The sequence below is a fragment of the Streptomyces sp. NPDC002004 genome, from assembly GCF_053593975.1.
Window position 1 is genome coordinate 299866 of sequence record NZ_JBSFDP010000006.1, and the last position, 26754, is coordinate 326619.

Sequence of the window (26754 nt, forward strand, 5' to 3'; positions counted from 1 at the left end):
GCTCCGACGGCCAGGAGCCCCGAGCCCGGCACACCGGGTTTTCGGTGGCAGGGACCGGGCCCTGTACGAGCAGGCAAGGGGCGGCACATGCGCGGCCGCCCCTTGCACGGACCTGTCGGGGTCCTAGCTCCAGACGTTGCCCTGGTTCTGCGCGTGGGCGCCCTGCGGGCCCATGCCGTACTGCGCTCGGAGCCCCTGCCCGATCACCGCGTTCTGCGGCGGCAGCAACTCGCTGGGCTGGACCAGGGCGTACCCCGTGCCCATGAAGCTCAGCTCCCAGCCCTCACCGGTGTTTCCGCGACGGCGGAACACGCCCGAGGAATGGGTCTGCGCCTGCATCTGGACGCGCAGCCCGTTGGACCAGGCGACGATCGCGTCCGCGTCGCAGTTGACGTACCGGTCCGGGGTGACCTGCATCATGAGCGGGGTTCCCGAGGTCATCAGTGCGACCTTGCCGCGTCCCGTGATGATCAGCTGGTACTTGCCGGAGCCGGAGATGCCGTACTGGCTGTCCACGGCGATGACGTCATGGTGCAGCGAGGAGTCCATCGCCAGGACGTAGCTGCTGTCGACGGTGAGGCCGTCCTGGTCGACGTCCACCACGTGGATGTGCTGGGCGAGGTTGGCCAGGTACACGGTCCCCTGACCGTGGACGCGCATCAGGTCGAGGCCCTCGCCGGTGAACGCGCGTGCCTGCCGCTGGTTGTTGTTCTGGTACTCGGCGTCGAAGTCCATCATCCCCTGGTAGGCGACCATGGTGCCCTTGCGGGCCAGCACGTCGTCGTGGCCCTCCAGCACGACCCGCAGCATCTGCGGGTTCTGCAGGCTGTACCGCTCCTGGGACTGCTGCTCATTGTAGCCGAAAAGTGGGCTCTGCATGGTGTGTTGCTCCCCCTCAGCCCCGGATCCGAAGGCGGTCGGTGCTGTCCTCGCTGGGCTGGACGACGACGATGCCCTGCCCCGAGAACGCCATCTGGTAGGCCTCGCCGCTGCCCCGTCCGATCAGCGAGGAGGCCTTGAAGCTGGCCTTTCCCTTCACCTTCAGATTGGGCGACCAGGCGACGAGCGCGTCCGGGTCGACGTACGTCTCGTCCTCACCGCTGCCGCAGTCGACGACGATCGGTGTGCCCCGGGACGTCAGGGCGACCCAGCCCTGCCCGGAGATCTTGGTGTTCCACAGGCCCTGACCGGCGAACTTGGCCATCCCCTTGACGCGTTCCACGCCCCACTGGAGGTGGGCGTCGAAGGCGAGCAGATTGGTGGCGTTGACCGAGATCGCGTCGCCGTTGAGGTTGATCACGACGACGTTCGCACCGTAGTCGGCGAGGTAGAGCAGGCCGTCGCCGCTGCACTTCATCAGGGGCGCGCCCTCACCGGTGAGCCAGTCGCGCGCGATCTGGCGCACGGCCGGCGGGTTGGGCTCGTACTGGACGAACCCTTCGTAGGCGACCATCGACCCCACGCGCGCGAGGAGGTCGTTCCCCGTCTGCATGGCGACCTTGAGCATGTGGTTGCCGTGGTTCTCCATACGGGCGGCAACCGGTGCCGGGGCAAAGCCCGCAAGCTGCTGGTTCATGACGGGCTCCCTCAGACCTCGTACGGCTGGACGACGATGAAATTGCCGGGGGCGCCCCGGAATTGCAGGTTCACGCTCTCGCCGGTGTCACCGGGGTAGGCGTTCCTGCGCACCCTCACCTGGCTGGAGACGATCACCTGGGAGGCCGCGGACCAGGCGACGATCGCGTTGGCGTCCGCGAAGGTGGTGGGCGTGACCGGGAGCACGACGGGCCTGCCGTGCGTCTTCACGACGACCGTGCCGGTGCCCTGGAACTGCATGGTGAACAGCGCGCCGCCGGGGATGCCGTGTCCCTCGATCCGGCGCACCTCGTACTGGAGCGTCTCGTCGAACGCGAGCACGTGCTCGGCCGCCACGCAGATCGCGTCGCCCTGGAGCTCGATGGGGTGCAGATGCGTGGAGTTCTCGGCGAGGAACACCTGGCCCCGGCCGGAACAGCGCATCAGCTCCATCTCCTGGCCGGTCGCGCTGCCCACGATCCGGCCCCGCATCCCGGCGCCCTTGTAGGCGAAGTCGACCTTGCCCTGGTAGAGCACCATGCTGCCCTGGCGGGCCAGCACGGGCTGGTCCCCGATGCTCAGGTCGACGCGTACGAGCTTCTTGTTCTGCTGGGTCCAGCGCTGGCCGGTCGGGACCTCCTTGTACTTCTGGAGCGCGGCGGCGACTCCGGGCGCGGAGGCGGCGGCCTGCTGCGTCCCCTGGGGCGCTCCCTGCGGCTGCCCGTAGGGGGCCGGCGCGGCGGGCTGCCCGGGGAACTGGCCGCCCTGGGGCTGGCCGTAACCCGGGGGCGGCGTGGGCGCCTGGGGCTGGCCGTAGCCGGGCGGCGGGGTGGCCCCCTGCGGGTAGCCGTAGCCGGACGGCGCGGGCGCGGGCTGGCCCGGCACCTGTCCGTACTGCTGCGGCGGCTGGCCGTACGGAGCGGGGGCGGCCGGCGCATGGGCGGACGGCGGATGCACGGTGCCGCCGGGCGGCGTCAGCGGCGCGACGATCGTCTCCGCCGCATGCACGGACGGGGCGGGCGCGGGAGCCGGGGGCTGCTGCGTCCCGCCCGGGGGCGGGAAGCCCTGCGGGGCGGGCTGCTGGGCGGCCGGGGGCGACTGCGGCGCGGGGGCCTGCTGCGGGGCCGGGGCACCCGCCGGAGCGCCGAACGCGGGAGGCGCGGAGGCCTGGGCCGGCGGCGCGAAGCCCGGAGCGGCGTCGGTCTGCGGCTGCTGGGCCGCGGGCTCCTCCTCGGCCACCTCGCCGCCGAAGTTCTTCAGCAGCGCGTCGAGTCCGCCGTCGAAGCCCTGGCCGACCGCGGCGAACCGCCAGACGTCCTTCAGATAGATGTCGCCGAGCATCACGGCGCGCTCGGTGGTGAACTCCGCACCGGTGAACGCGTACCGGCCGACCTCCTCACCGCCCGCCACGATGCGCAGGTACCCGGGGGCGATCTGCGACATCTGTCCGGCGCCGTCGATCGTCGCGGTGAAGGACAGCTTCTTGATGTGCGGCGGAATACGGTCCAGCGTGACACGGAACGACTCGCTGTCACCGGCCTGCGACCCCAGCAGCTGGACGGACTCCTCAGGAGTCTTCGGCTGGTTGAAGAACACGAAGTACCGGTCGTCCGAGAGCCGTTCGTCGGCGTCCAGGCCGAAGCAGCTGATGTCGAAGGTCAGCCCGGGAGCGGAGATCTGTACACCTACGTACAGGTCCGTCCCCGTGGTGAGGTCACCGATCCTGGCCTTATGGCCGCGTTGGAATTCCCTGGGCATACGTAACGACCGTCCCCCATCCCGAATGTGAATGCGTCGCGCCAGGCTAACGGCTGGCGCGGACACTGGGCGCAGCCGGTACAGAGCCGGTACAGAATCAGCGGCTTCCGGTCGACAGCGAACCCGGCTCACGGCCGCCGGCGGCGGGCAAATGGGGCAACCGGTCGACCGCGACCACACCTTCGAGGTAGCCCCGCGCACGCTCCGTGCGCGGATAGGCCTCCAGGAGCCGCCAGAACCGTGGGCCGTGACCGGGCACGAGCAAATGCGCAAGCTCGTGGACGAGGACGTAGTCGACGACGTACTCGGGCATGCCCTGAAGACGGTGCGAAAGCCGGATGCTGCCCTCCGACGGAGTGCACGAACCCCAGCGGGTGTTCTGGTTCGTCACCCAGCGGACCGACGTGGGGCGCGCCCGCCCGTCGAGGTACTGCTCCGACAGCCGCCGGGCCCGCTCGGACAGCTCGGTGTCGCCGAGCACCCGCTTGCTCTCCTGGGCCGCCAGCTTGTCGAGCATGACGTTCACCCAGCGCTGCTCCTCGGCCTCGGACATCCGGGCAGGGATCAGCACGATGGTGCGGTCGCCCTCGCGGTACGCGGAGACCGTTCTACGACGTCGGGCGCTCCTGCGGACCTCGATCGCGCTCGTCCCCGAGCCGCTGGGCGGCTGGCTCGTCGTGCGGCGCTGTGGGTTTGCGGCGCGGTGCAGGGGGTCGGCGGGCACGCCCCGACGTTACCCGCTGGACGTGGGGGAAGTCCCGCCTCCGGGACGGTTCGCGCCCGATCCCCACCCTGCGCACCTGATTTGTACGACAAATCAGGTGCCCTGTGGACAACTTTCTGCGGAGCGGGAGCGGGGAGGGCAATCTGGACACCGATCGGCGGAGCGGTCGGGGCCCGGCAGACGGCACCGCTCAGTCGGCGGTCCCGGGCACTCGGGCGGCCGTGGGACACGGACGAACGGGGCCTTCGGCGCCGACAGCACTACGGACGGACACGGGCGCCCCGGCGCCCGAGGAGTACGGGGGACACTGATGCATCCGATGCTGAAGCCCGCGCTGCGGCGCGGCTGGCGCGACCTCAACACCGTGCAGTTCGGTGTGGCACCGGCCCATGCCGTGGTGCTGGGCCCCGTGGACACGGCGACGGGAAGCTTCCTGACGCTCCTCGACGGCACCCGCGGGCTGCCGCTGCTGCGGGAGGAGGGGCGGCGCATGGGACTGCCGGAGGGCCATGTGGACGGGCTGGTGGAGCGCCTGGCCGGTGCGGGACTGCTGGACGACGCCACGGGAGGGGGTGCGGCGGCCGAAGCCTTGCGCAAACGCGCCGGGGCCCTGGACCGGTTGCGCCCCGACCTGGCATCCCTCTCCGTCACCGTCCGCGAACCGGGCGGCGGAATACGACACCTGGCCGCGCGCCGCGAAATGCGCGTACAGGTACGGGGCGCGGGGAGGGTCGGCGCGATGGTCGCGTCCGTGCTGTCGGGAGCGGGGGTCGGTCATGTCGATGTGATGGACGGCGGCTGCGTGGAGCCGTGGGACGTGGCGCCGGGCGGGGTGCCGGCCGATTCCGTCGGCGCGCGCCGGGCCGAGGCCGCCGGGTGTGCCGTCCGACGTGCGGCACCTGACCGGACCCGCCGGCAGCGGGCGGTACGACAGCGGCCGGCCGCGTCCCCCCGCGCCCAGCGGCGGTCCCGCCCGTCGGTGGAGCCTCCGCAGGAGCCGGGCCTCCGCCTGGTCGTCCTCGCCCCGCGCGACGGCCTCGACGCCTACGCACCCGACCCGTTCACGTCCGAGCGGCTCATCGCATCCGGAACACCCCATCTGTACGCGGGTGTGATCGAGGGCACAGGATTCGTGGGCCCCTTGGTGCTGCCCGGAGGCACGGCGTGTGCCGGCTGCCTGGCGCAGGGACGTGCGGAGCGGGACCCCGCATGGCCCCGGCTGGTGGCGCAGTGGCGCTCGGGCCGCCGGAATCCGGTGCCCGCGTGCGACCTGGCCCTGGCTGCCGCGGTCGCCGGTCTCGCGGCGGGGCATGCGCTGGCGCACCTGGACGGTGAGGTGCCGTCGAGCGCCGGCGCCCGCTGGGAGGCCTCACTGCCCTGGCTCGGCTGGCACGCCCGGCCGGTGTGGCCGCATCCCGCGTGCCGCTGCGGCGCCGCCCGGCGAAGTAAGGGCGAACTCACCTCCGCAGAGCCGCAAGTGCAGGAGACAATGTCCGCGTAACCCGCCGTCGACGAGGCAATGCCCATGAGGCACACACCACACGGCTGTCTGGGACTTGGAGGGGCGCATGTCTGATCTTCCCCGGAAAGCGGTCACCCGTACCGCCAAACTGGCCGCGTTGCCGCTCGGCATCGCCGGACGCGCGACCTGGGGGCTCGGCAAGCGGATCGGGGGCAAGTCGGCGGAGATCGTCGGACGGGAGCTCCAACAGCGCACGGCTGAGCAGCTGTTCAAGGTGCTCGGCGAACTCAAGGGCGGAGCGATGAAGTTCGGGCAGGCCCTGTCCGTCTTCGAGTCGGCCCTGCCCGAAGAGGTCGCCGGCCCCTACCGTGCCGCGCTGACGAAGCTTCAGGACGCCGCGCCTCCCATGCCCACGCGGACCGTGCACGCGGTGCTGGCGGAGCGGCTCGGCGAGGACTGGCGCGAGCTGTTCGAGGAGTTCGAGGACAAACCGGCGGCCGCCGCGTCGATCGGGCAGGTGCACCGTGCGGTGTGGCACGACGGGCGCGAGGTCGCGGTCAAGGTGCAGTACCCCGGGGCGGGCGACGCGCTGCTCTCCGACCTGGGCCAGCTGAGTCGCTTCGCCCGGCTGCTGGGCCCGCTGATCCCCGGCATGGACATCAAGCCCCTGATCGCCGAGCTGCGCGACCGGGTGTCCGAGGAGCTGGACTACGGCCTGGAGGCGCAGGCCCAGCGGGTGCACGCGGAGGAGTTCGCGGACGACCCCGATGTACTCGTCCCCGATGTGGTGCACCAGTGCGACCAGGTACTGGTCACCGAGTGGATCGACGGGGTCCCGCTGTCGGAGGTGATCGCCGACGGCACCCGCGAGCAGCGGGATCGGGCGGGCCAGCTGCTGGCACGCTTCCTGTTCTCGGGCCCTGCCCGCACCGGTCTGCTGCACGCGGATCCGCATCCCGGCAACTTCCGGCTGCTGCCCGACGGGGACGGCTGGAAGCTCGGGGTGCTGGACTTCGGCACCGTCGACCGGCTGCCGGGCGGGCTGCCCGGGACGATCGGGAGCTCCCTGCGGATGACGCTCGACGGCGAGGCCGCCGCGGTCTACGAGCTGCTGTGCGCCGAAGGGTTCGTGAAGGAGGAGATCGACCTCGACCCGGATGCGGTCCTGGACTATCTGCTGCCGATCATCGAGCCCGCCGAGGCGGAGGAGTTCACGTTCACCCGGGGCTGGATGCGCAGCCAGGCGGCACGGGTGGCGGACCCCCGCTCCCCCGCCCACCAGTTGGGCAAACGGCTCAATCTGCCGCCTGCCTATCTGCTGATCCACCGGGTGACGCTGAGCACGATCGGGGTGCTCTGCCAGCTGGGTGCGCGGGTGCGGCTCCGGGACGAGCTGGAGACGTGGCTGCCCGGGTTCGTGCCCGGTGAGGGCGACGAGGACGGCGCGGGGCAGGACCTGCTGCCGGCCGAGGAGGAGTCCGCGGCCGGCGCGTGACGCCCTCCGGCGCCGGCCCGCCGCGGGGCCGGTGCCGGTGCCGGTCGGCACGGGCCGTCACCACCAGGAGGAGTCGAGCCGCCCCTCGATGGCTCTGATGTTGGCGCGCGCACAGGCGTCGCAGAAGTACTGGCGCTCGCCGTTCTCCACGGAGCAGGTCCAGGTGGGCTGGGGCTCGTCGGCGACCGCCCCGCAGCGGGCGCACACCCTGACCTCGGCCTCGGGCCGCTGTGCAGATTCTTGTGTCTGCCGTTCCACCTGTTGACGATACCGCCGATACCGGCGGATCGCCGGGCACAACGCACCGCGGGGGCCGGTCCGTTCGACCGGCCCCCGCGGGGTGAAAGGAAGGGTGCTGCGTGCGGTGACCGCGGCGGTGCGCCGACGATCAGTGCATAACGGCCATGGCCAGGGCACGGCGGGCGCGGAGCGACGCGCGTTCGGCGCGGCGCTGCATCCTCCGGGCGACGGCCAGCCGCTCGGCCGAGCGGTGGGCCTCGGCCTCGCGCAGCCGCTCATGCATATGGGCACGAGCCAGGGCTTCTGGGATGAGTTGCATTTCTCGGGTCCTGTTCTGGCGCGAGTCGGTTGCGCCGAGGGTGGTGAAGTCTGGGATCGCGGAGCCGATGGGCTCGCTGGCGGACGTCGTCATCGGGGCCTGCTTCTTGGGGTCGTGCGTGAGGGGGCGATCGATCGTTCCTGCGGCGTTCATGCGGCGACCGGGTTCTTGCGCGGGCGACCACGCGGCCGCTTGCGGGCAACGACGACACCCTGGACGAAGAGCTCGCCACCCCAGACGCCCCAGGGCTCACGGCGCTCCTTGGCCCCGGCGAGGCAGGCCTCGACCAGCGGGCAGGTGCGGCAGAGCGACTTGGCGTACTCGACGTCGGCCGGCGACTCGGCGAAGAAGACCTCCGGGTCGTAGGAACGGCAGGGGACGGGTACGCCGAGGTTCTCGATGGCGTCGTCGAGCGCGGTGAGCGCGGTGAGGGGGGTCAAGGAGTCCTCCGTGGAGCCGGGCGGGGGGAACGTGTCTGAAGGCGGTACGGACGGGGCGTGCGCTTCGAGTTGCACGGTGTCGTCTTCCTCGTCTGGTCGTTCCGGCCTGTTGGCCGGGTGGCGGCTGGTACCGGGGTCTTGCCAGTCCCGAGGCCCCTTCGGTCCGTCATCCCCGTTCAGGGAAAACAGAAGGGCCGCGGATCCCGGATGGGGTTCCGCGGCCCTGAAGGCGCCGGCCTGATCGTCGATCAGGCTGGATCACTCCAGGGTTCGAGCCCACGGAAGGCCCACATCGTGTGGTGGTGCGTCGTCTGCTTCCGGGATCCGGCACCGGCCGCCGCGAGGGCATAGGCCTGTGCCTGTGCCGTCACTACTGCTTCCGGTGCCTGGGTCGGTCGCTCATTGCGCTCACTGACCGGGAGGCCGGCGAGAGACAGGAAGGACTCCGGACGCGCGGCAGGAATGCCGGACATACCGGTGCCCAGGTTCGAGAAACCGAGCAGGCAGGAAGCGACGACCGAGCGATCGGTCATTTTGGCGGTGCGGATGGAGCTGGTCTTGATGCTGATCACTGGAATCGCCTCCTCTCGGCGTCTCTGGGGACCGGGCGAACCGGTCCGACGGTTTCAAGTACAGCACGGAGCCAGGGCTTCGAAGAAGCCGCTGTTCCCGTGACCTAGAACCTATGGGGGTTGCTGGGGCATGCGCAAACTATTTTTTCGACGAATTTGTATCAGTCACCTTCGGCGCTTCCCCCAAGCTCCTCACCTGCACAGATGGCGAGCACATCGGTTCCGTAGCGGTGGAGCTTGCGGCTGATGACGCCGGAGATGCGGGAGAGTTCGGCGGTCGTGGTGGGCACGGTCTCCGCGATGGCCATCAGCGTCTTGTCCGTGAAGACGCAGAACTCGGGCTGCCGCAGCTCCCGTGCGCGCTCCGCACGCCAGTCCCGCAGCCGCTCGTAGAGGCCTTCGTCCATGTCGGAGGGGCAGTCCTCACAGCGCATCAGTTTCATCTCGCCCGCGTCCGTCAGGGTGCGGCCGCACACCCGGCACCGGGCAGGGGTCCGGCTGGTCCGTCGCACCGGCCTGTCGATGCCGCTCCCGCCGCTTCCGGTGCCGCGCTCGATACCGCCGAGGCCGCCCGCGGCGCGGGCCGCTCCCGTCCCGGAGGAGCCCGGCCGCAGACCGTCGAGGAAACGGCTGGCCCTGCGCGACGCCCGCCCGCCCGGCGAGCGGGACAGTGCCCAGGAGACATGGAGGTGCCGGCGGGCGCGGGTGACTCCGACGTAGAGGAGACGGCGCTCCTCCTCGACCTGCTCGTCGGTCCTGGCGTAGGTGATGGGCATCATGCCCTCGGCGACGCCGACCACGAAGACGGCGTCCCACTCCAGGCCCTTGGCGGCGTGCAGGGAGGCGAGCGTGACGCCTTCGACGGTGGGGGCGTGCTGGGCGCTCGCCCGCTCGTCGAGCTCGGCCACCAGATCCGCGAGGGTCGCGGCGGGGCGGGCCCCGGCGAACTCCTCGGCGAGGCGCACCAGGGCGGCGAGCGACTCCCAGCGGTCGCGGACCGCACCGGAGCCGGCGGGGGGCTGGGGCGTCCAGCCCTTGGTGGACAGCACGGCGCGCACCTGCGAGGGCAGGTCGACGGCGTCGTCGAGGAGCGCGTCGTTGCCGCCGAAGCGGGCCGCGCCGCGCAGAGCCGCGCCGGCCTCGCGCACCTCGGTGCGCTCGAAGAACCGCTCGGCGCCGCGCAGCTGGTACGGCACTCCGGCGTCGGCGAGTGCCTGCTCGTACGTCTCGGACTGGGCGTTCGTCCGGAAGAGGACCGCGATCTCGCTGGCCGGGACGCCGGCCGCCATGAGGTCGCGGATGCGGCGCGCGGTGCCCTCGGCCTCGGCGGGCTCGTCGGCGTACTCGGTGTAGAGGGGCTCGGGGCCCGGGTCGCGCTGCGAGACCAGCTCCAGGCGGTGGTCGGCGGCGCGGCCCCGGGCCTGGGCGAGCAGACCGTTGGCCAGATGGACGACCTGGGGGGACGAGCGGTAGTCGCGGACCAGCTTGACGACCGTGGCTCCCGGATGGCGGGTGCGGAAGTCGAGCAGATGGTCCGGGGTCGCGCCGGTGAAGGAGTAGATCGTCTGGCTGGCGTCGCCCACGACGCACAGGCTGTCCCGGTCCCCCAGCCACAGGTCCAGCAGGCGCTGCTGGAGGGGGCTGACGTCCTGGTACTCGTCGACCACGAAGTGCTGGTACTGGGCGCGGACCTGCTCGGCGATGTCGTGCCGCTCCTGGAGGACGCCGACCGTCAGCAGCAGCACGTCCTCGAAGTCGATGACGGAGCGCTCCCGCTTGAGGTCCTCGTAGGTGGCGTAGAGCTGGGAGAGCTCGGCGGGGTCGCGGGGGACATCACGGCCCGCCTTGGCGGCGGCCGCCGGATAGTCGGCGGGAACGGTCTGGGTGACCTTGCACCATTCGATCTCGGCGGCGGCGTCCCGCAGCTCGTTCCGGTCGAGGCGGATGCGGCAGGCCGCCGCGGCGTCGGCGACGATCTGGATCTTGCGGTCGACGATCCGCGGCAGGCCTCCGCCCACGGCCTTCGGCCAGAAGTACTGGAGCTGCCGCAGCGCGGCCGCGTGGAAGGTGCGGGCCTGCACCCCGGACACGCCGAGTCCGCGGAGCCGGCCGCGCATCTCGCCCGCGGCGCGGTTGGTGAACGTGACGGCCAGCACGCTGTGCGGCTGGAGGATGCCCGCGTGGACGCCGTACGCGATCCGGTGGGTGATCGCGCGGGTCTTGCCCGTGCCGGCCCCGGCCAGGACGCACACCGGGCCGTGCAGCGCGGTCGCCACCTCGCGCTGCTCCGGGTCGAGCCCTTCGAGCACCGCGTCGGCGCCCTGCGGCACGGCCGCGGACGGCCCGGCGCCGGAGTGCTGCGGGAAGAGGGTGGAGTGCGTTGCTGGTGTCACCCCGCCATGCTGCCAGGTCCCCGGGGGCGCGTGAGCCGCGTTGTCCACAGGGGGACGCCATTGGTCGTACGAATACGGAGGATGTGTCCCCGGCCACGTCCGGCCGGCAGGTCCGGCCGGCAGGTGTCTCCCGCCACGAGGGCGCTCGTGCGGGAATGGCGGCACCGTCGCGTACGTTCGTCCCTTAGCGACCACGCACCCCCGGCGACGAGAAGGAGCGCGAGACAGATGCAGGGCACTGTGACGATGTACAGCACGACGTGGTGCGGCTACTGCCGCCGGCTGAAGAGCCAGCTGGACCGTGAGGGCATCGCGTACACGGAGATCAACATCGAGCAGGACCCCGAGTCCGCGGCGTTCGTCGAGAAGGCGAACGGCGGGAACCAGACGGTTCCCACCGTGCGCTTCGCCGACGGTTCGACGCTCACCAACCCGTCGCTCGCGCAGGTCAAGCAGAAGCTCGCCGCGTAAGCACCGAGGGCCCGTGGGGCCGCGCCGTCACGCGGCGGCGGTCCCGGGCCTCGGCAGGGGCTTGCCGTACCAGAGTTCGATCAGCCGGGCTGCGATCGAGATCCCGTAGGGGGGCAGTACCTCCCCGGACTCGAACGCGGCCCGCAGGTCGTCGCGGGAGAACCAGCGGGCCTCGGAGATCTCCTCGCCGTCCACGTTGATCTCCGACGAGGTGGCGCGCGCCATGAAGCCCAGCATGAGGCTCGACGGGAACGGCCACGGCTGGCTGGCCACGTACTCCACGTCGCCGACAGTGACGCCCGCCTCCTCCCACACCTCACGACGCACCGAGTGCTCGATGGACTCGCCCGGCTCGACGAAGCCCGCGAGCGTCGAGAAGCGGCCCTCCGGCCAGTGCATCTGGCGGCCCAGCAGCGCCCTGTCCTCGTCGTCCGTGACCAGCATGATCACGGCCGGGTCGGTGCGCGGGTAGTGCTCGGCCCCGCAGGCCGGGCAGCGGCGGATGTGCCCCGCCGCCGCGATGACGGTGCGCTCGCCGCAGCGCGAGCAGAAGCGGTGCAGCCGCTGCCAGTTCTCCAGGGCGACCGCGTGCACCATCAGGCCGGCGTGCCGGGGCGAGAGCAGCAGCCCCGCCTCGCGCAGGCCCGCGGGCCGCGCGGACTGGTCCATACGGCCCGGCAGGGAGTCCTTCTGGAGCGCGAAGTAGCTGACACCGTCCTCGTCGGTGCCCAGGAAGTACCGGTGCGACTCGGTGAGCGGGGCCTCGAACGAGGGCGTCATCACCAGTTCGGTCGTGCCGTCGGGTGTCTCGTCGATGAGCACTTGGCCGCCGGAGACCACGAACACCCGCGTGCTGGGGTGGCTCCAGGCTGCGGCCAGCCATGCCTCGTCGAGGCGGTGGTGGGCCGCACGGTCGATGCCGCTCGGCGCGGTCAGCGAGATCGGCCGGTCGGCGGTGCGGTCGGTCCAGATGGTCACGGGTGCTTCCAACTCCCCCGGTGCAATGGTTGTTTCGGCGGGCGGTTCAGCAGGGTGTCCGGCAGGTCTGCGAGCGGTGGCGGGCCCGGCCCGTCCGGGACGGCCCCTTCAGTGTGCATCGGTCCGCGGAAGGCCCCGGACACCGTCCACGGGTCAGGACGCACGGCGCCAGTGTTCCGCGAGGTCGCCCCACAGATGGGCGGTGGTCTCCACACCCTTGAGGAGGAGGTCGAGTTCCACCTTCTCGTCGGGGGCGTGCCAGCCGTCGGACGGGACCGAGATGCCCAGGAACAGGACGGGCGCACCGAGCACGTCCTGGAGGTCGGCGGCGGGCCCGGAGCCACCCTCGCGGGTGAAGCGGATCTTCTGTCCGAAGGCCCGTCCCATGGCGCGGGCCACCGACTGCAGCGCCGGATGGTCCAGCGGCGTCAGGCAGGGGCGGGTGGCGGCGCCGAAGGTGATCGTGTGCCGGATGCCCGCGGGCAGCTGCTCGGCCACCCACGCGCGGACGGCCGCCTCGATGCGGTCCGGGTCCTGGCCGGCGACCAGGCGGAAGGAGAGCTTCAGCATGGCGGACGACGGGATGATCGTCTTGCCTCCGGGGCCCTGGTAGCCACCGCCGATGCCGTTGACCTCGGCGGTCGGGCGGGCCCAGATGCGCTCCAGGGTGGTGTGTCCGGCCTCCCCGTGCGCGGCGTACGACTTGGCCGTGCGCAGCCACTGGGCCTCGTCGAAGGGCAGCTCGGCGAAGAGCTCCCGCTCCTGTTCGGTGAGCTCGACGATGCCCTCGTAGAAGCCGGGTATCGCCACGCGCGCGTGCTCGTCGTGCAGCGCGGCGACGAGGCGGGCGGCCGCGGTCGCCGGATTCGGCACGGCGCCGCCGAAGGATCCGGAGTGGATGTCCTGGTCGGGGCCGTACAGCTCGATCTCGCAGTCGGCCAGGCCGCGCATGCCCGTGCACACCGTGGGGGTGTCCTCGGACCACATGCCCGTGTCCGAGACGATCACCGCGTCGGCGGCCAGCCGGTCCCGGTGCTCCTCGACGAGGGCCCGGAAGTGCGCGGAGCCGGACTCCTCCTCGCCCTCGACGATCAGCTTGAGGTTGACCGCGGGGGCGGTGCGGCCGGTGGCGGCGAGATGGGCCCGGACACCGAGGGTGTGGAAGAAGACCTGGCCCTTGTCGTCGGCGGCCCCGCGCGCGTAGAGGCGGTTGTCGCGCAGGACCGGCTCGAAGGGATCGCTGTGCCAGCCGTCCTCGCGGGCGGCGGGCTGCACGTCGTGGTGCCCGTACACGAGCACGGTGGGCGCCTGCGGGTCGTCGGACGGCCATGCGGCGAACACGGCCGGGGCACCCGGCGTCTCCCAGACCTCCGCGGTCGGGAAGCCCGTCTCCTTGAGCTTGGCGGCGAGCCAGTCGGCGCTGCGCCGTACGTCCCCGGCATGGTCCGGCTGGGCCGACACGGACGGGATGCGCAGCCATTCCACGAGGTCGTCGAGGAACGCGGAGCGGTGGTGCTCGATGTACGTGCGGACGACGCTGTCCGGGGTCTCGCTCATGCGCATGACCCTATCGGCCCACCGGCGCGGTCCGGTCCGGCGGTTCCCCGAGCCCGTCGCGGGCCGGGTCCGCGGGGTCCTCCAGCAGCAGGCGCTCCAGCTCCGCCCGGCCCGGGAGCCGCCGGGGGCGGACGATCTCGCCGCTGCGCACGAAGAGGAACGCGGCGTCCACGGACTCCGGGTCGATCCCGTGCTGCTCGGCCCATGCCAGGCGGTAGACCGCGAGCTGGAGGGGGTCGGCGCTGGTGGTGCGGCCGGTCTTCCAGTCGACGATCTCGTACGTGGCGCCGGGGCCGTCGCCGTTCCGGTAGACGGCGTCGATACGGCCGCGCACCACCCGGCCCGCGATGTCGATCTGGAAGGGGGTCTCGACCCGGTGCGGGGTGCGTCGGGCGTACGGGCTGCGCTCGAAGGCGTCCTTGAGGGCTTCCAGGTCACGCTCGTCGGCGATCTCGGTGTCGTCGGCGCCCGGCAGGTCGTCCGGCTCCAGCATGGGCAGGCGCAGCTCCTCGAAACGGGCCTCCACCCAGGCGTGGAAACGGGTGCCGCGGCGCGCGGCCGGCTGCGGCGGGCGCGGCATGGGGCGCGCCAGGTCCCGGGCGAACCCGTCGGGGTCGGCTGCGAGGTGCATCAGCTGCGATGCGGTGAGGGACGGCGGGAGCGGCACGTCCGTGACGGTGGCGCGGGCGCTCAGCAGCTCCTCGGTGAGGGCGTCCAGGTCGCGGTCCCAGGAGGCGACCGCGCGAGCCTCCTCGGGGGTGAGGCGTGCGGCCTGTGCGGGCACCCGCGCGGGCAGCCGGCCGGCTCCGTCCAGGAAGGGATCGTCGGGGAACGCGTCGTCCGTGAAGGGATCGTCGGGGAACGCGTCGTCGGGGATCGTGTCCGCGTCGCCGAGGAAGGCTCGGTCGTCCCCGCCGGGGAAGACGTCACCGCCGGGAAACGCGTCCCCTTCGGGGAAGGCGTCCCCTTCAGGGAAGGCGTCCGCTTCGAGGAAGGCCTCGTCGTCGGCAGGGGCGGCCCGGCCGAGGAAGCCCTCGTCCTCGGGATGGGCGTCGTCCGGGACGTCCGCCCCGTACGGGTCCTCGTCCTCCTCCGGTGGTGGCGGCCACTCGGGGTCCTCGGACGGCTCGGCCGGCACATGAACGGCGGACCCCGCGAAGTGCGCAGCCGTCCTGCCGGGCGGCACGGCCGGCTCCGCCGTCAGGCGCTCCAGGTGTGCCAGCACGGTGCGCGCCGCCGCCCGCCTGCGCGCGGTCGCCGCGTCGTCCAGCGGCAGCGGCCATGCCTGCTCGGCGGCGGATTCGAGCAGCGCCGGGTTCTCCTCGCCGTCCTCGGGCTCGTCCGCCCAGACCTCGATCTCGCCGTGTCCTGCGGCGCAGTGCTCGTACAGGGCCCGGAGGAAGTCGGAGGGGCCGCGCGGCTTCTTCTGCGAAGGACCCCACCAGTGGCCGGAGCCGAGCAGCAGGGAGCGGGGGCGGGTGAACGTGACGTATCCGAGGCGCAGCTCCTCGGTGCGCTGGTGCTCCTTCATCGCCTCGTGGAAGGCCTTCAGACCCTTGGCGTCCCAGGCCTGGACGTCGGGGAGGGTCGCGGCGTCGCCGCGCAGCACGTGCGGCAGCACCCTGCCCTGGGCGGTCCACTTCTCGCGCCCCTGGGCGCTGGGGAAGGTGCCGGTGACCAGCCCGGGAACGGCCACGACGTCCCATTCCAGGCCCTTTGACTTGTGCGCGGTCAGCACCTTGACGGTGTTCTCGCCGCCCGGGAGGGAGTTGTCGAGGCCCTTCTCGTACCGGGCGGCGGTGCGCAGGAAGCCGAGGAAGGCCAGCAGGGTGGCCTCGTGCTCGTTCGCGGCGAAGGACGCGGCGATGTCGAGGAAGTTGGAGAGCGTCTCGCGTCGCCGCGCGGCCAGCGCGTGCGGCGACGCGGACAGTTCCACTTCGAGGCCGGTGACGGCGAGGACGCGATGCAGTACGTCCATCAGCGGGTCGGAGAGCGAGCGGCGCAGGTCGCGCAGTTCGGCGGCGAGGCGGGCGAACCGTACGCGGGCCTCCGGTGAGAAGGGCAGCCCGTCGTCCTCCGCCTCCGCGTCGAAGGGGGATTCCAGGAAGGTGTCGAGCGCGTCGGCGAGCGAGATCACCTCGGCCGGGTCCACGCCCTCGACGGCTTCGGCGAGCCTGCGGTCGGGATCGTCGGACCGCTCGTGGCCGTGGCGCACCAGGAGGCGGGCACGGCGGCCCAGGAGGGCCAGGTCGCGCGGGCCGATGCGCCAGCGCGGACCGGTGAGCAGCCGCACCAGGGAGGCGTTGGCGCCCGGGTCCTGCAGTACCTCGCAGACGGCGACCAGGTCGGCGACCTCGGGCAGGTGCAGAAGCCCGGACAGGCCCACGACCTCGACGGGCACGTCACGGGCGACCAGCGCGGCCTGGATCTGGGCGAAGTCGGTCGCGGTGCGGCACAGGACGGCGATCTCGCCGGGCGGCGTGCCGGTGCGCACCAGGTGGGCCAGCGAGTCGGCGATCCAGTCGATCTCCTCCGCGTGGGTATGCAGCAGGGCGCAGCGGACCGTACCGTCGCGTTCGGCGCCCGGTGCGGGTCGCAGCGCCTCCACGCCCGCGTGCATCGCGCGCAGGGGCTCGGCGAGGCCGTTGGCGAGATCGAGGAGGCGGCCGCCGCTGCGGCGGTTCTCGCTGAGGGCGAAGCGTGCGGCAGGGCGGCCGTCTCCGTGCGCGAAGTGGTCGGGGAAGTCGTCCAGGTTGGCGACGGAGGCGCCGCGCCAGCCGTAGATGGCCTGGCAGGGGTCGCCGACGGCGGTGACCGGGTGTCCGGTGCCCGCCCCGAAGAGCCCCGCCAGGAGGATGCGCTGGGCGACGGAGGTGTCCTGGTACTCGTCGAGCAGGACCACACGGAACTCGTCGCGCAGGATCGCGCCGACCTCGGGCCGGGTGCGGGCGAGGGTGGCGGACAGGGCGATCTGGTCGCCGAAGTCGAGGAGGTCCCGGGTGCGCTTCGCCGTGCGGTAGCGGTCCACCAGGCCGGCCAGCTCACGCCGGGCGGCGGCGGTCTCCGGGACCCGGCGCAGATCGGCGTTGCTGAGCTTCGCGCCCTGGAGCGCGGTGAGCAGCCCGGCGTCGTACGCGCGCAGTTCCTCGGGGCGTACGAGGTGTTCGGCGAGCTCGCCGTCCAGCGCGAGCAGATCGCCGACCAGGTCAGGGAAGGAGCGGGTGAGCGCCGGGTAGGGGCCGGGGGCGTCCTGCAGGACGCGTGCGGCGAGCTGGAAGCGGGTGGCGTCGGCGAGGAGCCGGGCGGTGGGCTCCAGGCCGATGCGCAGCCCGTGGTCGGTGAGGAGGCGGCCCGCGAAGGAGTGGTACGTGGAGATGACGGGCTCGCCCGGGGGGTTGTCCGGGTCGATCACATCGGGGTCGGTGACGCCCGCCTTGATCAGCGCCTTGCGTACGCGCTCCGCCAGCTCGCCCGCCGCCTTGTTGGTGAACGTCAGGCCGAGGACCTGTTCGGGCGCGACCTGGCCGGTGCCGACCAGCCACACCACGCGCGCCGCCATGACCGTCGTCTTCCCGGACCCGGCTCCGGCCACGATGACCTGCGGGGCGGGCGGCGCGATGATGCAGGCCGTCTGCTCCGGGGTGAACGGGATGCCGAGCAGCTCCTTGAGCTGTTCGGGGTCGGTGATGCGAGCGGTCACCCGGAAGACCCTAGCGGCGGCCACCGACAGCCGGGTCCGCCCCGGGCGGTCCTGTGACGGGTCCCTCCCGGCCGGTCCGCCCGGCACCCTGGCTCTTCCGCCGTCGCCGCGGCCTTTCCCCCGGCCGGTCCGCCGCCGGGCCGGGTCCTCCCGCCCACCGCCGCCGGGCCGGGTCCTCCCGGCGCCTGCCGCCCGTGCCCCGGCTACTCCACCACGTGCCGCCCCTCGGGCCGTGCGCTGCACGACGCACGGAAGGCGCAGTGGGTGCAGTGCTGGCCCGTGGTCGGGGTGAACCGCTCGTCGAGGACCTTGCCCGCGGCCGTGGCCAGCAGGTCGCCGATCCACTCCCCCGACTGCGGGTCCTGGGCCTGCGTTCTGGGCAGGTCCTCGCCGCCGTCCTTCTTGGCGGCGCCCTGCCGCAGGTGCACCAGCTCGGCGCCACCGGTCTCGGGGCGTACGCCCCCGAAGGCCTCGTCGACCGCGCCTTCGCGCACGGCGAGCTGGTAGACGGCGAGCTGCGGGTGCCGGGCCACGTCGGCAGCACTCGGAGCCTGTTTTCCGGTCTTGAAGTCGACGACGTAGGCGCGGCCCTCGGCGTCCCGCTCGACGCGGTCCATGGAGCCGCGGATGCGTACGTCGAAGGAGCCCGCTCGGAGCGTCACGTCGAAGTCGTGCTCGCTCGCCACCGGGGTGCGGCCCGCACGGTCCATGACGTGCCACTGGAGGAAGCGTTCGAGCGCCACGCGCGCGTGCTCCTTCTCCTGCTGCGACTTCCAGGGCGCGTCGAAGGCGAGCGCGTCCCAGACGGAGTCGAGGCGCTCCATGAGGACGGCGAGGTCGGCCGGGGTGCGGCCGGAGGCGACCTCGTCGGCGAGGACGTGCACGACGTTGCCGAACCCCTGGGCGGCCGTGGCCGGCGCGTCGGCCTTCACCTCGCGGCCGAGGAACCACTGCAGCGCGCACGTGCCGGCGAGCTGGTCGAGGGCGCTTCCGGAGAGCACGACGGGCTTGTCGCGGTCCCGCAGGGGGACCCTGCTCTCCGTGGGGTCGTCCATGCCCCACCACCGGTACGGGTGCGCCGCGGGCACGAGCGGGCGGCCGTCCCCGTCGTCCAGGGCGGCGAGCCGGGCGAGACGGTGCGCGGCGGCGGTCCGGAGGGCGTCGGAGACACGGGGGTCGACGGTCGTGGCCCGCAGTTCGGCGACCAGCGCGGCCACCGACAAGGGGCGGCGGGGGCGGGCCGTGACGTCCCTGGGCTCCACGCCGAGCTCGGTGAGGAACCTGGACGGCTGGTCGCCGTCGTCGGCGGGTGCCTTGACCGCGGTGACGACGAGGCGCTCCCGCGCGCGGGTGGCGGCCACGTAGAACAGGCGGCGCTCCTCGGCGAGAAGCGCGCCCGGCGTGAGCGGTTCGGCGAGGCCGTCGCGCCCGATGCGGTCCGCCTCCAGCAGGGAGCCGCGGCGGCGCAGGTCGGGCCACAGCCCTTCCTGCACGCCGGCGACCACGACGAGCCGCCATTGAAGACCCTTGGAGCGGTGCGCGGTCATCAGACGTACGGCGTCGGGGCGCACGGCCCTGCGGGTGAGCGTGTCGGCGGCGATGTCCTGCGCCTCGATCTCGGCCAGGAAGTTGAGGGCGCCCCGGCCGCCGGTGCGTTCCTCGGCGCGGGCCGCGGTCTCGAAGAGTGCGCACACGGCATCGAGGTCGCGGTCGGCGTTGCGGCCCGCGGCGCCGCCGCGGCGGGCCGCACGGGCCAGGCGCTGGGGCCACCCGGTGCCGTCCCAGAGCTCCCACAGGGCCTCTTCGGCGGTGCCGCCTCCGGCGAGGCGCTCGCAGGCCTTGCGCAGCAGTGCGCCGAGGCGCTGGGCGCCCCGGGCGTACGCCGGGTCGTGCGCGACGAGCCGCTCGGGCTCGGCCAGGGCGCGCGCCAGCAGTTCGTCGGAGGGCGGCGGCAGCGGGTTGCCTGCGGCCCGCTCCTCCTCGCGCAGCGCGCGTCCGAGGCGGCGCAGATCCGCGGTGTCCATGCCCGCGAGGGGCGAGGCGAGGAGCGTCAGCGCGGTCTCGGTGTCGAGCCACGGCCGCTGCGGGGCGGACGCCGTGGGCTCGGCGGCAGGTGAGGACCCCTCGTCGACGGCGGCAGGTGAGGACGACCCCTCGGCAACGGGCGAGAGCTCCTCGCCGACGGGCGCGGACCCCTCGGCGGGGGTCTCCTCGGACACGGCCTCCTCACGGACGGCCTCCTCGGGTGCCGTCCCCTCCCCCAGGGGTGCCTCCCCCAGGGTCGCCCTCGCCACCGCGCCCAGGGCCTTCAGGAGCGGCTGGACCGCGGGCTCCTGGCGCAGGGGAAGGTCGTCACCGGCTATGTCCAGCGGCACACCGGCGGCCGTCAGGGCACGCCGCAGCGCGGGGATGGTGCGGGTGCCGGCCCGGACGAGGACGGCCATGTCGCCCCAGGGGACGCCGTCCTCGAGATGGGCGCGGCGCAGGATGTCGGCGATGTTGTCGAGTTCCGCGCCCGCCGTGGGGTACGTGAAGACCTCGACGCGGCCGCCTTCGTCCACGGGGGTGAGGTCGCGGTGGGCGCGCACCTTGGCGGCCGGGAGCCGGGTGAGCGGCATGCGCCGGGTGAGCAGCCTGGTCGCCGTCAGGACGTCGGCGGCGGACCTGCGCGACGTCCGCAGGACCTCCACACGCGCGGGGCGGCCGTCGGAGCGCGGGAAGGCGTCCGGGAAGTCGAGGATGCCGTTGACGTCGGCGCCCCGGAACGCGTAGATCGACTGGTCCGGGTCGCCGAAGGCGACGAGCGTGCGGCCGCCTCCGGCGAGGGCGTGCAGCAGCCGCACCTGCGCCGGATCGGTGTCCTGGTACTCGTCCACGAACACGGCGTCGTACCGGGCCGCCAGCTGCGCGGCGACCTCGGGCCGGCGGGCGAGCAGGACGGCGCGGTGCACCAGCTCCGCGTAGTCGAGCACGCCCTGCATGTCGAGGACGTCCAGGTACTCGGCGAGGAAGGCGGCCGCGGCGCCCCAGTCGGGGCGGCCGATGCGGGCGGCGAAGGACGTCAGGGAGCCGGGGCCCAGGCCCAGCTCCCGGCTGCGGGCGAGGACCGCGCGGACCTCGTCGGCGAAGCCCCGCGTGGTCAGGCAGGCGCGCAGCTCGTCGGGCCAGCGGACATGCCCGCGTCCGTCCCGTTCGAGGTCGATCTGGCCGGCGAGGAGCTCGCGGACGGCGACGTCCTGTTCGGGTCCGGAGAGCAGCCGGAGGGGCTCCGTGAACAGCGTGGCGTCCTGGTGGGCGCGCACGAGCGCGTAGCAGTAGGAGTGGAACGTGGTCGCCTGCGGGGCGCGCGCGGCGCCCATGCGGCGTGCCATGCGGTCGCGCAGCTCCACCGCCGCCTTGCGGCTGAAGGTGAGGACCAGGACCCGCGCGGGGTCCGTGCCCCGCCCGACGCGTTCGGCGACGGCTTCCACCAGGGTCGTCGTCTTGCCCGTGCCCGGACCCGCCAGAACCAGAAGCGGACCGTCCGCGTGGTCAACCACCGTGCGCTGTGGTGCGTCCAGACGAGGGGGCTCCACCGGGACCGGCGCGGTACGGACGAGCCGGTACGCACCGGGGTCCCCCTGTCGTACCGGACGGTGCGACAGGCGGCGGGTGGAGGAAGAGGAGCTCACGTGGTTCGCCGGTCCTGGTGGGTGTACGGGGTGTCGGGCAGCCGTCCGGGCGGGGCGGTGGCCGCGGGGTGACGGGGATGCGCGCGCTCGACGCTACGCCAGGCGGTCCGATGGCAGGGGCGCTTCCCCTCGTTCCCGCCGCTGCGGCCGTCCCGGGGACTCCCGCGGATCCCGGGTCTCCCGCCGAGCACCGGCATCACAGACGTGTCGGACGTCACGGAAGTGCCCGTGTTCCCCCGTACGGGCCACCTGTCCCCCATCCGGCCCCCCGATGGCGGAAGCTTGCTGGTGTGAGTCCGCTGCCCATCGACCGACCCCGACGCCGCCGCACAGCACCGCGCACACGGCTAGGCGCGCTCCTCGCCGTCCCAGCGCGCGCGTCGCATGTCCAGGCGCGGCACATGGCCGTCCGCGGCGCGCCCCGCCTCGCGCAGCGGCGTCCCCTCCGCGTGGTAGTGGTCCAGCGCGCGCACCTCGTGCCCGGGCAGCAGCACCCCGTCGGCGCGGACCACGCGCCACCACGGCACCGCACCGCCGTAGAGGGCCATCACCCGGCCGACCTGACGCGGCCCGCCCTCCCCCAGCCACTCCGCGACGTCCCCGTACGTCATCACGCGGCCCTGCGGGATCAGCTCCGCGACCTCCAGGACGCGCTCGGCGTACTCCGGCAGGGCAGCCGCGCCGGGGACGTCATCCGCGTACTGCGCACCGCTCTCCTCGCTCATCCGTCCCATCCTGCCGCACACCACCGACAGCGTGACCCGGCCGGTACGGAGCGCTCGCATCGCCTTGCCGCGGCGGTTGAGGCAGACTGTGCGGCCCCGCATTGCACCCTGATGACCCCGTCTGTCGGCAGGGCATGCCACCATCGTGCGGGCGGTGACTGGTGATACGAGACCAAGAAGAGACGACTGAGCAGCAGGGCGTGCACCCCGGCGGGACGGCGGGCACCTCTGGCGCCGCGTCGCGCCCGGACACCGGTGACGTCGGCGAGCATGAGCCGACGGGGGACCACCGGGACCTCGCCGAGGCCGACGAGGACGAGGGCACCGGCTGCCGGGACAACGGTCACCCGGAGGAGGTCGAGGGCGACGAGCCCCTGCTCCCCGCGCGGGTGCACCGGCCCTCCGATCTGATGCGGTTCCTGGTCGGCATGCTCGCGATCGCCGTGCTGCTGATGATCGCCGCGTTCGCGCACGGTACGACCTCGGGCCTGGAGCAGGACATCTCGGCGGGCACCGGCCAGGCACCCGACCTGCTGATCCGGTTCGCGGGCCTGGCGTCGAGCATCGCGGTGCTCCTCGTCCCCGTGGCGTTCGCCGTCGAGCGGCTGATCAAACGGGACGGGCTGCGCATCGCCGACGGCGTGCTGGCGGCCGTCCTCGCCCACGGGGTGACCCTCGCGACGGACCTGTGGGTCGCCGAGGGCGCCCCCGCGTCCATCCAGGACGCGCTGACGCGGCCGTCCCCGGGCGACATCCACGCCCTCACCGACCCGGTGCACGGCTATCTCGCCCCCGTCATCGCCTATATGACGGCCGTCGGCATGTCCCGCAGACCCCGCTGGCGGGTGGCGCTGTGGGTGGTCCTGCTGCTCGACGCGTTCGCGATGCTGGTCACCGGATACACGACGCCGTTCTCGATCGTCCTGACGATCCTCATCGGCTGGGCCGTCGCGTACGGAACGCTGTACGCGGTGGGCTCACCGAACGTACGCCCCACCGGGCGGACGCTGCTCGCGGGGCTCCGCCGCGTCGGCTTCCATCCGGTCAGCGCGGCCCGCTCCGAGTTCTCCCCGGACAGCTCCGAGAACGGCGACCGGGGCAGGCGCTACTTCGTCACGCTGGAGGACGGCCCCCCGCTGGACGTCACGGTCGTCGACCGCGAGCAGCAGGCGCAGGGGTTCTTCTACCGGGTCTGGCGCCGGCTGACGCTGCGCGCGATCACCACCCCGCGCAGCCTGGTGTCCCTGCGCCAGGCGCTCGAACAGGAGGCGCTGCTCGCCTACGCGGCCATCGCGGCCGGGGCCAACGCGCCGAAGCTGATCGCGACCTCCGAGCTCGGTCCTGACGCCGTGATGCTCGTGTACGAGCACACCGGCGGCCGCTCCCTGGACGCGCTGGAGGACGAGGAGATCACCGACGAGCTGCTGCACGGCACCTGGCGGCAGGTGCAGGCGCTCCAGTCGCGACGCATCGCGCACCGGAGGCTGGCGGGCGACGCGATCCTGGTGGATCGTTCCGGCACGGTGATCCTCACCGATCTGCGCGGCGGCGAGATCGCCGCCGGCGATCTCATCCTCCGGATGGACATCGCACAGCTCCTCGCGACGCTGGGCCTGCGGGTCGGCGCCGAGCGGTCGGTGGCATCGGCGGTGGCCGTGCTCGGCCCCGACGCGGTAGCGGACTGTCTGCCGCTGCTCCAGCCGATCGCCCTGACCCGCTCCACGCGCGCGACGCTGCGCAAGCTGGCCCGGGAGCGCGCGCACCGCGAGCGGGAAGCGGTCCTGGAGGCGTCCCGGCTCAGCAGGCAGGCCCGCCTGGAGGTGGCCGAGGCCGAGAAGCACCGCGACAAGAAGGCCGAGCGGGCCGAGAAGCAGGCGGAGAAGCGGGCACTCGACGAGGCCCTGGAGGGCGCGCGCGAGGAGGACCTGCTCACCCAGATCCGCCACCAGGTGCTGCGGATCAGGCCCCAGGCACCGGTGGAACCGGCGCGTCTGGAGCGCATCAGGCCGCGCACGCTGATCAGCTTCATCGCGGGTGCGATCGGCGCCTATTTCCTGCTGTCGCAGCTCACCCACATCGAGTTCGGCAGGCTGTTCGCGCAGGCCCAGTGGGGCTGGGTCGCCGCGGCCGTGGCGTTCTCGGCGCTGAGCTACGTGGCCGCGGCGATGAGCCTCATGGGGTTCGTGCCGGAGCGGCTGTCCTTCGTGCAGACGGTGGCCGCGCAGGTCGCCGGGTCGTTCGTGAAGATCGTGGCGCCTGCGGCCGTCGGCGGGGTGGCCCTCAACACGCGCTTCCTCCAGCGGTCCGGGGTGCGCCCGGGGCTCGCGGTGGCCAGCGTGGGCGCCTCGCAGCTGTTCGGACTCGGCAGCCACATCCTGCTGCTGCTGGCCTTCGGCTATCTGACCGGCACCGAGAAGACCCCGTCGCTGTCGCCGTCCCGCACGGTCATCGCCGGGCTGCTGACCGTCGCGGTGCTCGTGCTGGTGATGACGTCGATCCCGTTCCTGCGGAAGTTCGTCGTCACCCGAGTGCGGTCGCTGTTCGCGGGCGTCATCCCGCGCATGCTCGACGTCCTCCAGCGGCCGCAGAAGCTGGTCACCGGCATCGGCGGCATCCTGCTGCTCACCGCCTGCTTCGTGATGTGCCTGGACGCGTCGATCCGCGCGTTCGGCGGCGGGACGACGACGCTGAGCCTCGCCAGCGTGGCGGTGGTGTTCCTCGCGGGCAACGCGCTCGGTTCGGCCGCACCGACCCCGGGCGGCGTGGGCGCCGTCGAGGCCACCCTCACGGTCGGTCTGATCGCGGTGGGCCTCCCCAAGGAGGTCGCCGCGCCGGCGGTGCTCCTCTACCGGCTGCTGACACTGTGGCTGCCGGTGCTCCCGGGGTGGCTGTTCTTCAACCACCTGACACGCAAGGGCGCTTTGTAGCGATCACCCGGCACGCGGGGGCGCCCCGCAGCGATCACCCGGCACGCACAGGCGCGTTGCCGCGGAGGCGCGCCGCGGACGGCTGCGCACTTCACCCGCACAGCCCTCCCCCCGGGCGGGCCGGAGCCACCCGCCGCACGATGGAGGCATGCCGACTCCGTCCCGTCTGCGCGCCGCCGCGCTGGCCGCCTCCGTCGTCCTGCTGTCCGCTCCGCTCGCCGCGTGCGGCAGCGACGACAAGGGGGACGGGGACCTGACGACGCAGAAGCTGCACTGGAAGGACTGTCCCCCGCCCTCCGAGTCGGAGGGCGGAGGCGACGCGCCCTCACCGCTGCCCGGCGGCGCCGAGTGGCAGTGCGCGACCATGAAGGCGCCGCTGGACTGGAGCAAGCCCAAGGGGAAGACGATCGACATCGCGCTGGTCCGTGCCCGCACGAGCGGCCCCCCGGACCAGCGCATCGGTTCCCTGATCTTCAACTTCGGCGGCCCGGGCGGTTCGGGCGTCACCACGCTGCCCGCCTTCGGCGACGAGTACGCGAAGCTGCGCACCCGGTACGACCTGGTGAGCTTCGACCCGCGCGGTGTGGGCCGCAGCGCCGGTGTGAAGTGCGAGGACGACGAACAGCTCGACAAGTACTTCCAGCAGGACTTCACGCCGGAGGACAAGGCCGAGGCAAACACGTTCCTGGACAACACGAAGCAGTTCAACGACTCCTGCCGCAAGAACTCCGGCTCCGTGCTGCCCCATGTGAGCACCGAGGACGCGGCCCGCGACATGGATCTGATGCGGCAGGTGCTCGGCGACGACAAGCTGCACTACTTCGGCATCTCCTACGGCACCGAGCTGGGCGGCGTCTACGCCCATCTCTTCCCCCAGCACGTCGGCCGGGCCGTCTTCGACGGTGTCGTCGACCCGACGGAGGACCCCGAGCAGTCCGCGCTGGGCCAGGCGCAGGGGTTCCAGCTCGCGCTCGACAACTTCGCCAAGGACTGCACGTCCAAGCCCGACGGGTGTCCCATCGGCGACACCCCGCAGGACGTCCAGAACCGCATCGCGAAGCTGCTGAAGGACCTGGAGAAGAAGCCTCTGCCGGGTCTCTTCCCGCGCGAGCTGACACAGACGGCCGCCACCAACGGCATCGCCCAGTCCCTCTACTCCAAGGACTTCTGGGAGTACCTCACCGAAGGCCTCGAGCAGGCGTACGACGGCGACGGCAAGGTCCTGATGCTGCTGTCCGACTCCTTGAACGGCCGGAACCAGGACGGGCACTACAGCAACCTCCAGGCGGCGAACATCGCGGTCAACTGCGCCGACGACAAGGCTCGCTACACGCCCGCGGACGTCGAGGCGAAGCTCCCGGAGTTCCGCAAGGCGTCGCCGCTGTTCGGCGAATACCTCGCCTGGGGCATGCTCAGCTGCACGGACTGGGCGGTGCCCGGCCGGTCCGACCGCCCGGAGGTGAGCGCCCCCGGGTCAAAGCCGATCCTCGTCGTCGGCAACACCGGCGATCCGGCCACGCCGTACGCGGGCGCCCGGAGGATGGCGGACGCACTGGGCAAGGGCGTCGGCGTCGAGCTCACGTACAAGGGCCAGGGCCACGGGTCGTACGACAGCGGCAACAAGTGCGTACGCGATGCCGTGGACGGCTATCTGCTCGACGGGAAACTGCCGCCGGAGGGCACGGTCTGTTCCTGAGGCGGGCGTGCCGCGGCCCGGCGGCGGGCAGGACGCAGCGTGAGCGCGGCG

General features: G+C 72.8%; 17 protein-coding genes and 2 pseudogenes. 5 read left to right on the top strand and 14 right to left on the bottom strand.

What is annotated here, in order from left to right; translation table 11 throughout:
- Positions 1 to 123: 123 nt before the first annotated feature.
- The 4 genes from ACWCP6_RS13450 to ACWCP6_RS13465 form a co-directional block, all read right to left on the bottom strand.
- Positions 124 to 879, bottom strand: coding sequence for an AIM24 family protein (locus ACWCP6_RS13450; protein WP_450932536.1), 756 nt, complete (start codon positions 877 to 879; stop codon positions 124 to 126).
- 16 nt (positions 880 to 895) lie between these two features.
- Positions 896 to 1576, bottom strand: coding sequence for an AIM24 family protein (locus ACWCP6_RS13455; RefSeq protein WP_450932537.1), 681 nt, complete (start codon positions 1574 to 1576; stop codon positions 896 to 898).
- An 11-nt stretch (positions 1577 to 1587) separates the two neighbouring features.
- On the bottom strand, positions 1588 to 3333 hold the full coding sequence (locus ACWCP6_RS13460; protein WP_450932538.1) for a TerD family protein: 1746 nt from the start codon (positions 3331 to 3333) through the stop codon (positions 1588 to 1590).
- 97 nt (positions 3334 to 3430) lie between these two features.
- Positions 3431 to 4057 (bottom strand): M48 metallopeptidase family protein, encoded by a 627-nt coding sequence (locus tag ACWCP6_RS13465; RefSeq protein ID WP_450932539.1) that lies wholly within the window; start codon positions 4055 to 4057, stop codon positions 3431 to 3433.
- Between the two features lie 310 nt (positions 4058 to 4367).
- On the opposite strand from ACWCP6_RS13465, the pseudogene ACWCP6_RS13470 reads away from it, so the two are divergent.
- Positions 4368 to 5620, top strand: a pseudogene (locus ACWCP6_RS13470) (ThiF family adenylyltransferase); the annotation flags it as partial.
- 5 nt (positions 5621 to 5625) lie between these two features.
- Positions 5626 to 7014, top strand: coding sequence for an ABC1 kinase family protein (locus ACWCP6_RS13475; RefSeq protein WP_450932540.1), 1389 nt, complete (start codon positions 5626 to 5628; stop codon positions 7012 to 7014).
- Positions 7015 to 7071: 57 nt separating this feature from the next.
- Here the strand turns inward: ACWCP6_RS13475 and ACWCP6_RS13480 are convergent, their stop codons facing one another.
- The 5 genes and pseudogenes from ACWCP6_RS13480 to ACWCP6_RS13500 all read right to left on the bottom strand — a co-directional run bounded on the left by ACWCP6_RS13480 (position 7072) and on the right by ACWCP6_RS13500 (position 11039).
- Positions 7072 to 7272, bottom strand: coding sequence for a hypothetical protein (locus ACWCP6_RS13480; protein ID WP_450932541.1), 201 nt, complete (start codon positions 7270 to 7272; stop codon positions 7072 to 7074).
- A gap of 130 nt (positions 7273 to 7402) precedes the next feature.
- Entirely contained in the window at positions 7403 to 7726 is a 324-nt protein-coding gene (locus ACWCP6_RS13485) for a hypothetical protein (protein WP_450932542.1), read from the bottom strand.
- Positions 7723 to 8088 (bottom strand): WhiB family transcriptional regulator, encoded by a 366-nt coding sequence (locus ACWCP6_RS13490; protein WP_450932543.1) that lies wholly within the window; start codon positions 8086 to 8088, stop codon positions 7723 to 7725. The genes ACWCP6_RS13485 and ACWCP6_RS13490 overlap by 4 nt, the downstream gene beginning before the upstream one ends.
- 173 nt (positions 8089 to 8261) lie before the next feature.
- Positions 8262 to 8585: a hypothetical protein gene (locus ACWCP6_RS13495; protein ID WP_450932544.1), complete on the bottom strand. Its 324-nt coding sequence runs from the start codon at positions 8583 to 8585 to the stop codon at positions 8262 to 8264.
- A gap of 161 nt (positions 8586 to 8746) precedes the next feature.
- Positions 8747 to 11039 (bottom strand): annotated as a pseudogene (locus tag ACWCP6_RS13500) (ATP-dependent DNA helicase UvrD2).
- Positions 11040 to 11206: 167 nt separating this feature from the next.
- Here ACWCP6_RS13500 and ACWCP6_RS13505 point away from each other — a divergent pair.
- Positions 11207 to 11449, top strand: a complete 243-nt coding sequence (locus tag ACWCP6_RS13505; protein WP_061924256.1) for a mycoredoxin — start codon at positions 11207 to 11209, stop codon at positions 11447 to 11449.
- Between the two features lie 27 nt (positions 11450 to 11476).
- Here the strand turns inward: ACWCP6_RS13505 and nudC are convergent, their stop codons facing one another.
- The 5 genes from nudC to ACWCP6_RS13530 all read right to left on the bottom strand — a co-directional run bounded on the left by nudC (position 11477) and on the right by ACWCP6_RS13530 (position 22080).
- Positions 11477 to 12427 carry an NAD(+) diphosphatase gene (gene nudC / locus ACWCP6_RS13510; protein ID WP_450932545.1) on the bottom strand — a complete coding sequence of 317 codons (951 nt, stop codon included), beginning with the start codon at positions 12425 to 12427 and terminating at the stop codon, positions 11477 to 11479.
- A gap of 153 nt (positions 12428 to 12580) precedes the next feature.
- Positions 12581 to 13984 (bottom strand): dipeptidase, encoded by a 1404-nt coding sequence (locus tag ACWCP6_RS13515; protein WP_450932546.1) that lies wholly within the window; start codon positions 13982 to 13984, stop codon positions 12581 to 12583.
- 10 nt (positions 13985 to 13994) lie between these two features.
- Positions 13995 to 17684 carry an ATP-dependent helicase gene (locus ACWCP6_RS13520; RefSeq protein WP_450932547.1) on the bottom strand — a complete coding sequence of 1230 codons (3690 nt, stop codon included), beginning with the start codon at positions 17682 to 17684 and terminating at the stop codon, positions 13995 to 13997.
- Between the two features lie 203 nt (positions 17685 to 17887).
- The gene (locus ACWCP6_RS13525) at positions 17888 to 21355 is read right to left on the bottom strand and encodes an ATP-dependent helicase (RefSeq protein ID WP_450932548.1); all 3468 of its coding nucleotides are present in this window, start codon (positions 21353 to 21355) and stop codon (positions 17888 to 17890) included.
- A gap of 347 nt (positions 21356 to 21702) precedes the next feature.
- Positions 21703 to 22080 carry an MGMT family protein gene (locus ACWCP6_RS13530; protein WP_450932584.1) on the bottom strand — a complete coding sequence of 126 codons (378 nt, stop codon included), beginning with the start codon at positions 22078 to 22080 and terminating at the stop codon, positions 21703 to 21705.
- 161 nt (positions 22081 to 22241) lie between these two features.
- Between ACWCP6_RS13530 and ACWCP6_RS13535 the strand changes: the two genes are divergently transcribed.
- Positions 22242 to 25007, top strand: a complete 2766-nt coding sequence (locus ACWCP6_RS13535; protein ID WP_450932549.1) for a lysylphosphatidylglycerol synthase domain-containing protein — start codon at positions 22242 to 22244, stop codon at positions 25005 to 25007.
- A 148-nt stretch (positions 25008 to 25155) separates the two neighbouring features.
- A complete protein-coding gene (locus ACWCP6_RS13540; protein ID WP_450932550.1) occupies positions 25156 to 26703 on the top strand; it encodes an alpha/beta hydrolase in 1548 nt (515 codons plus the stop codon).
- Positions 26704 to 26754: the final 51 nt, after the last annotated feature.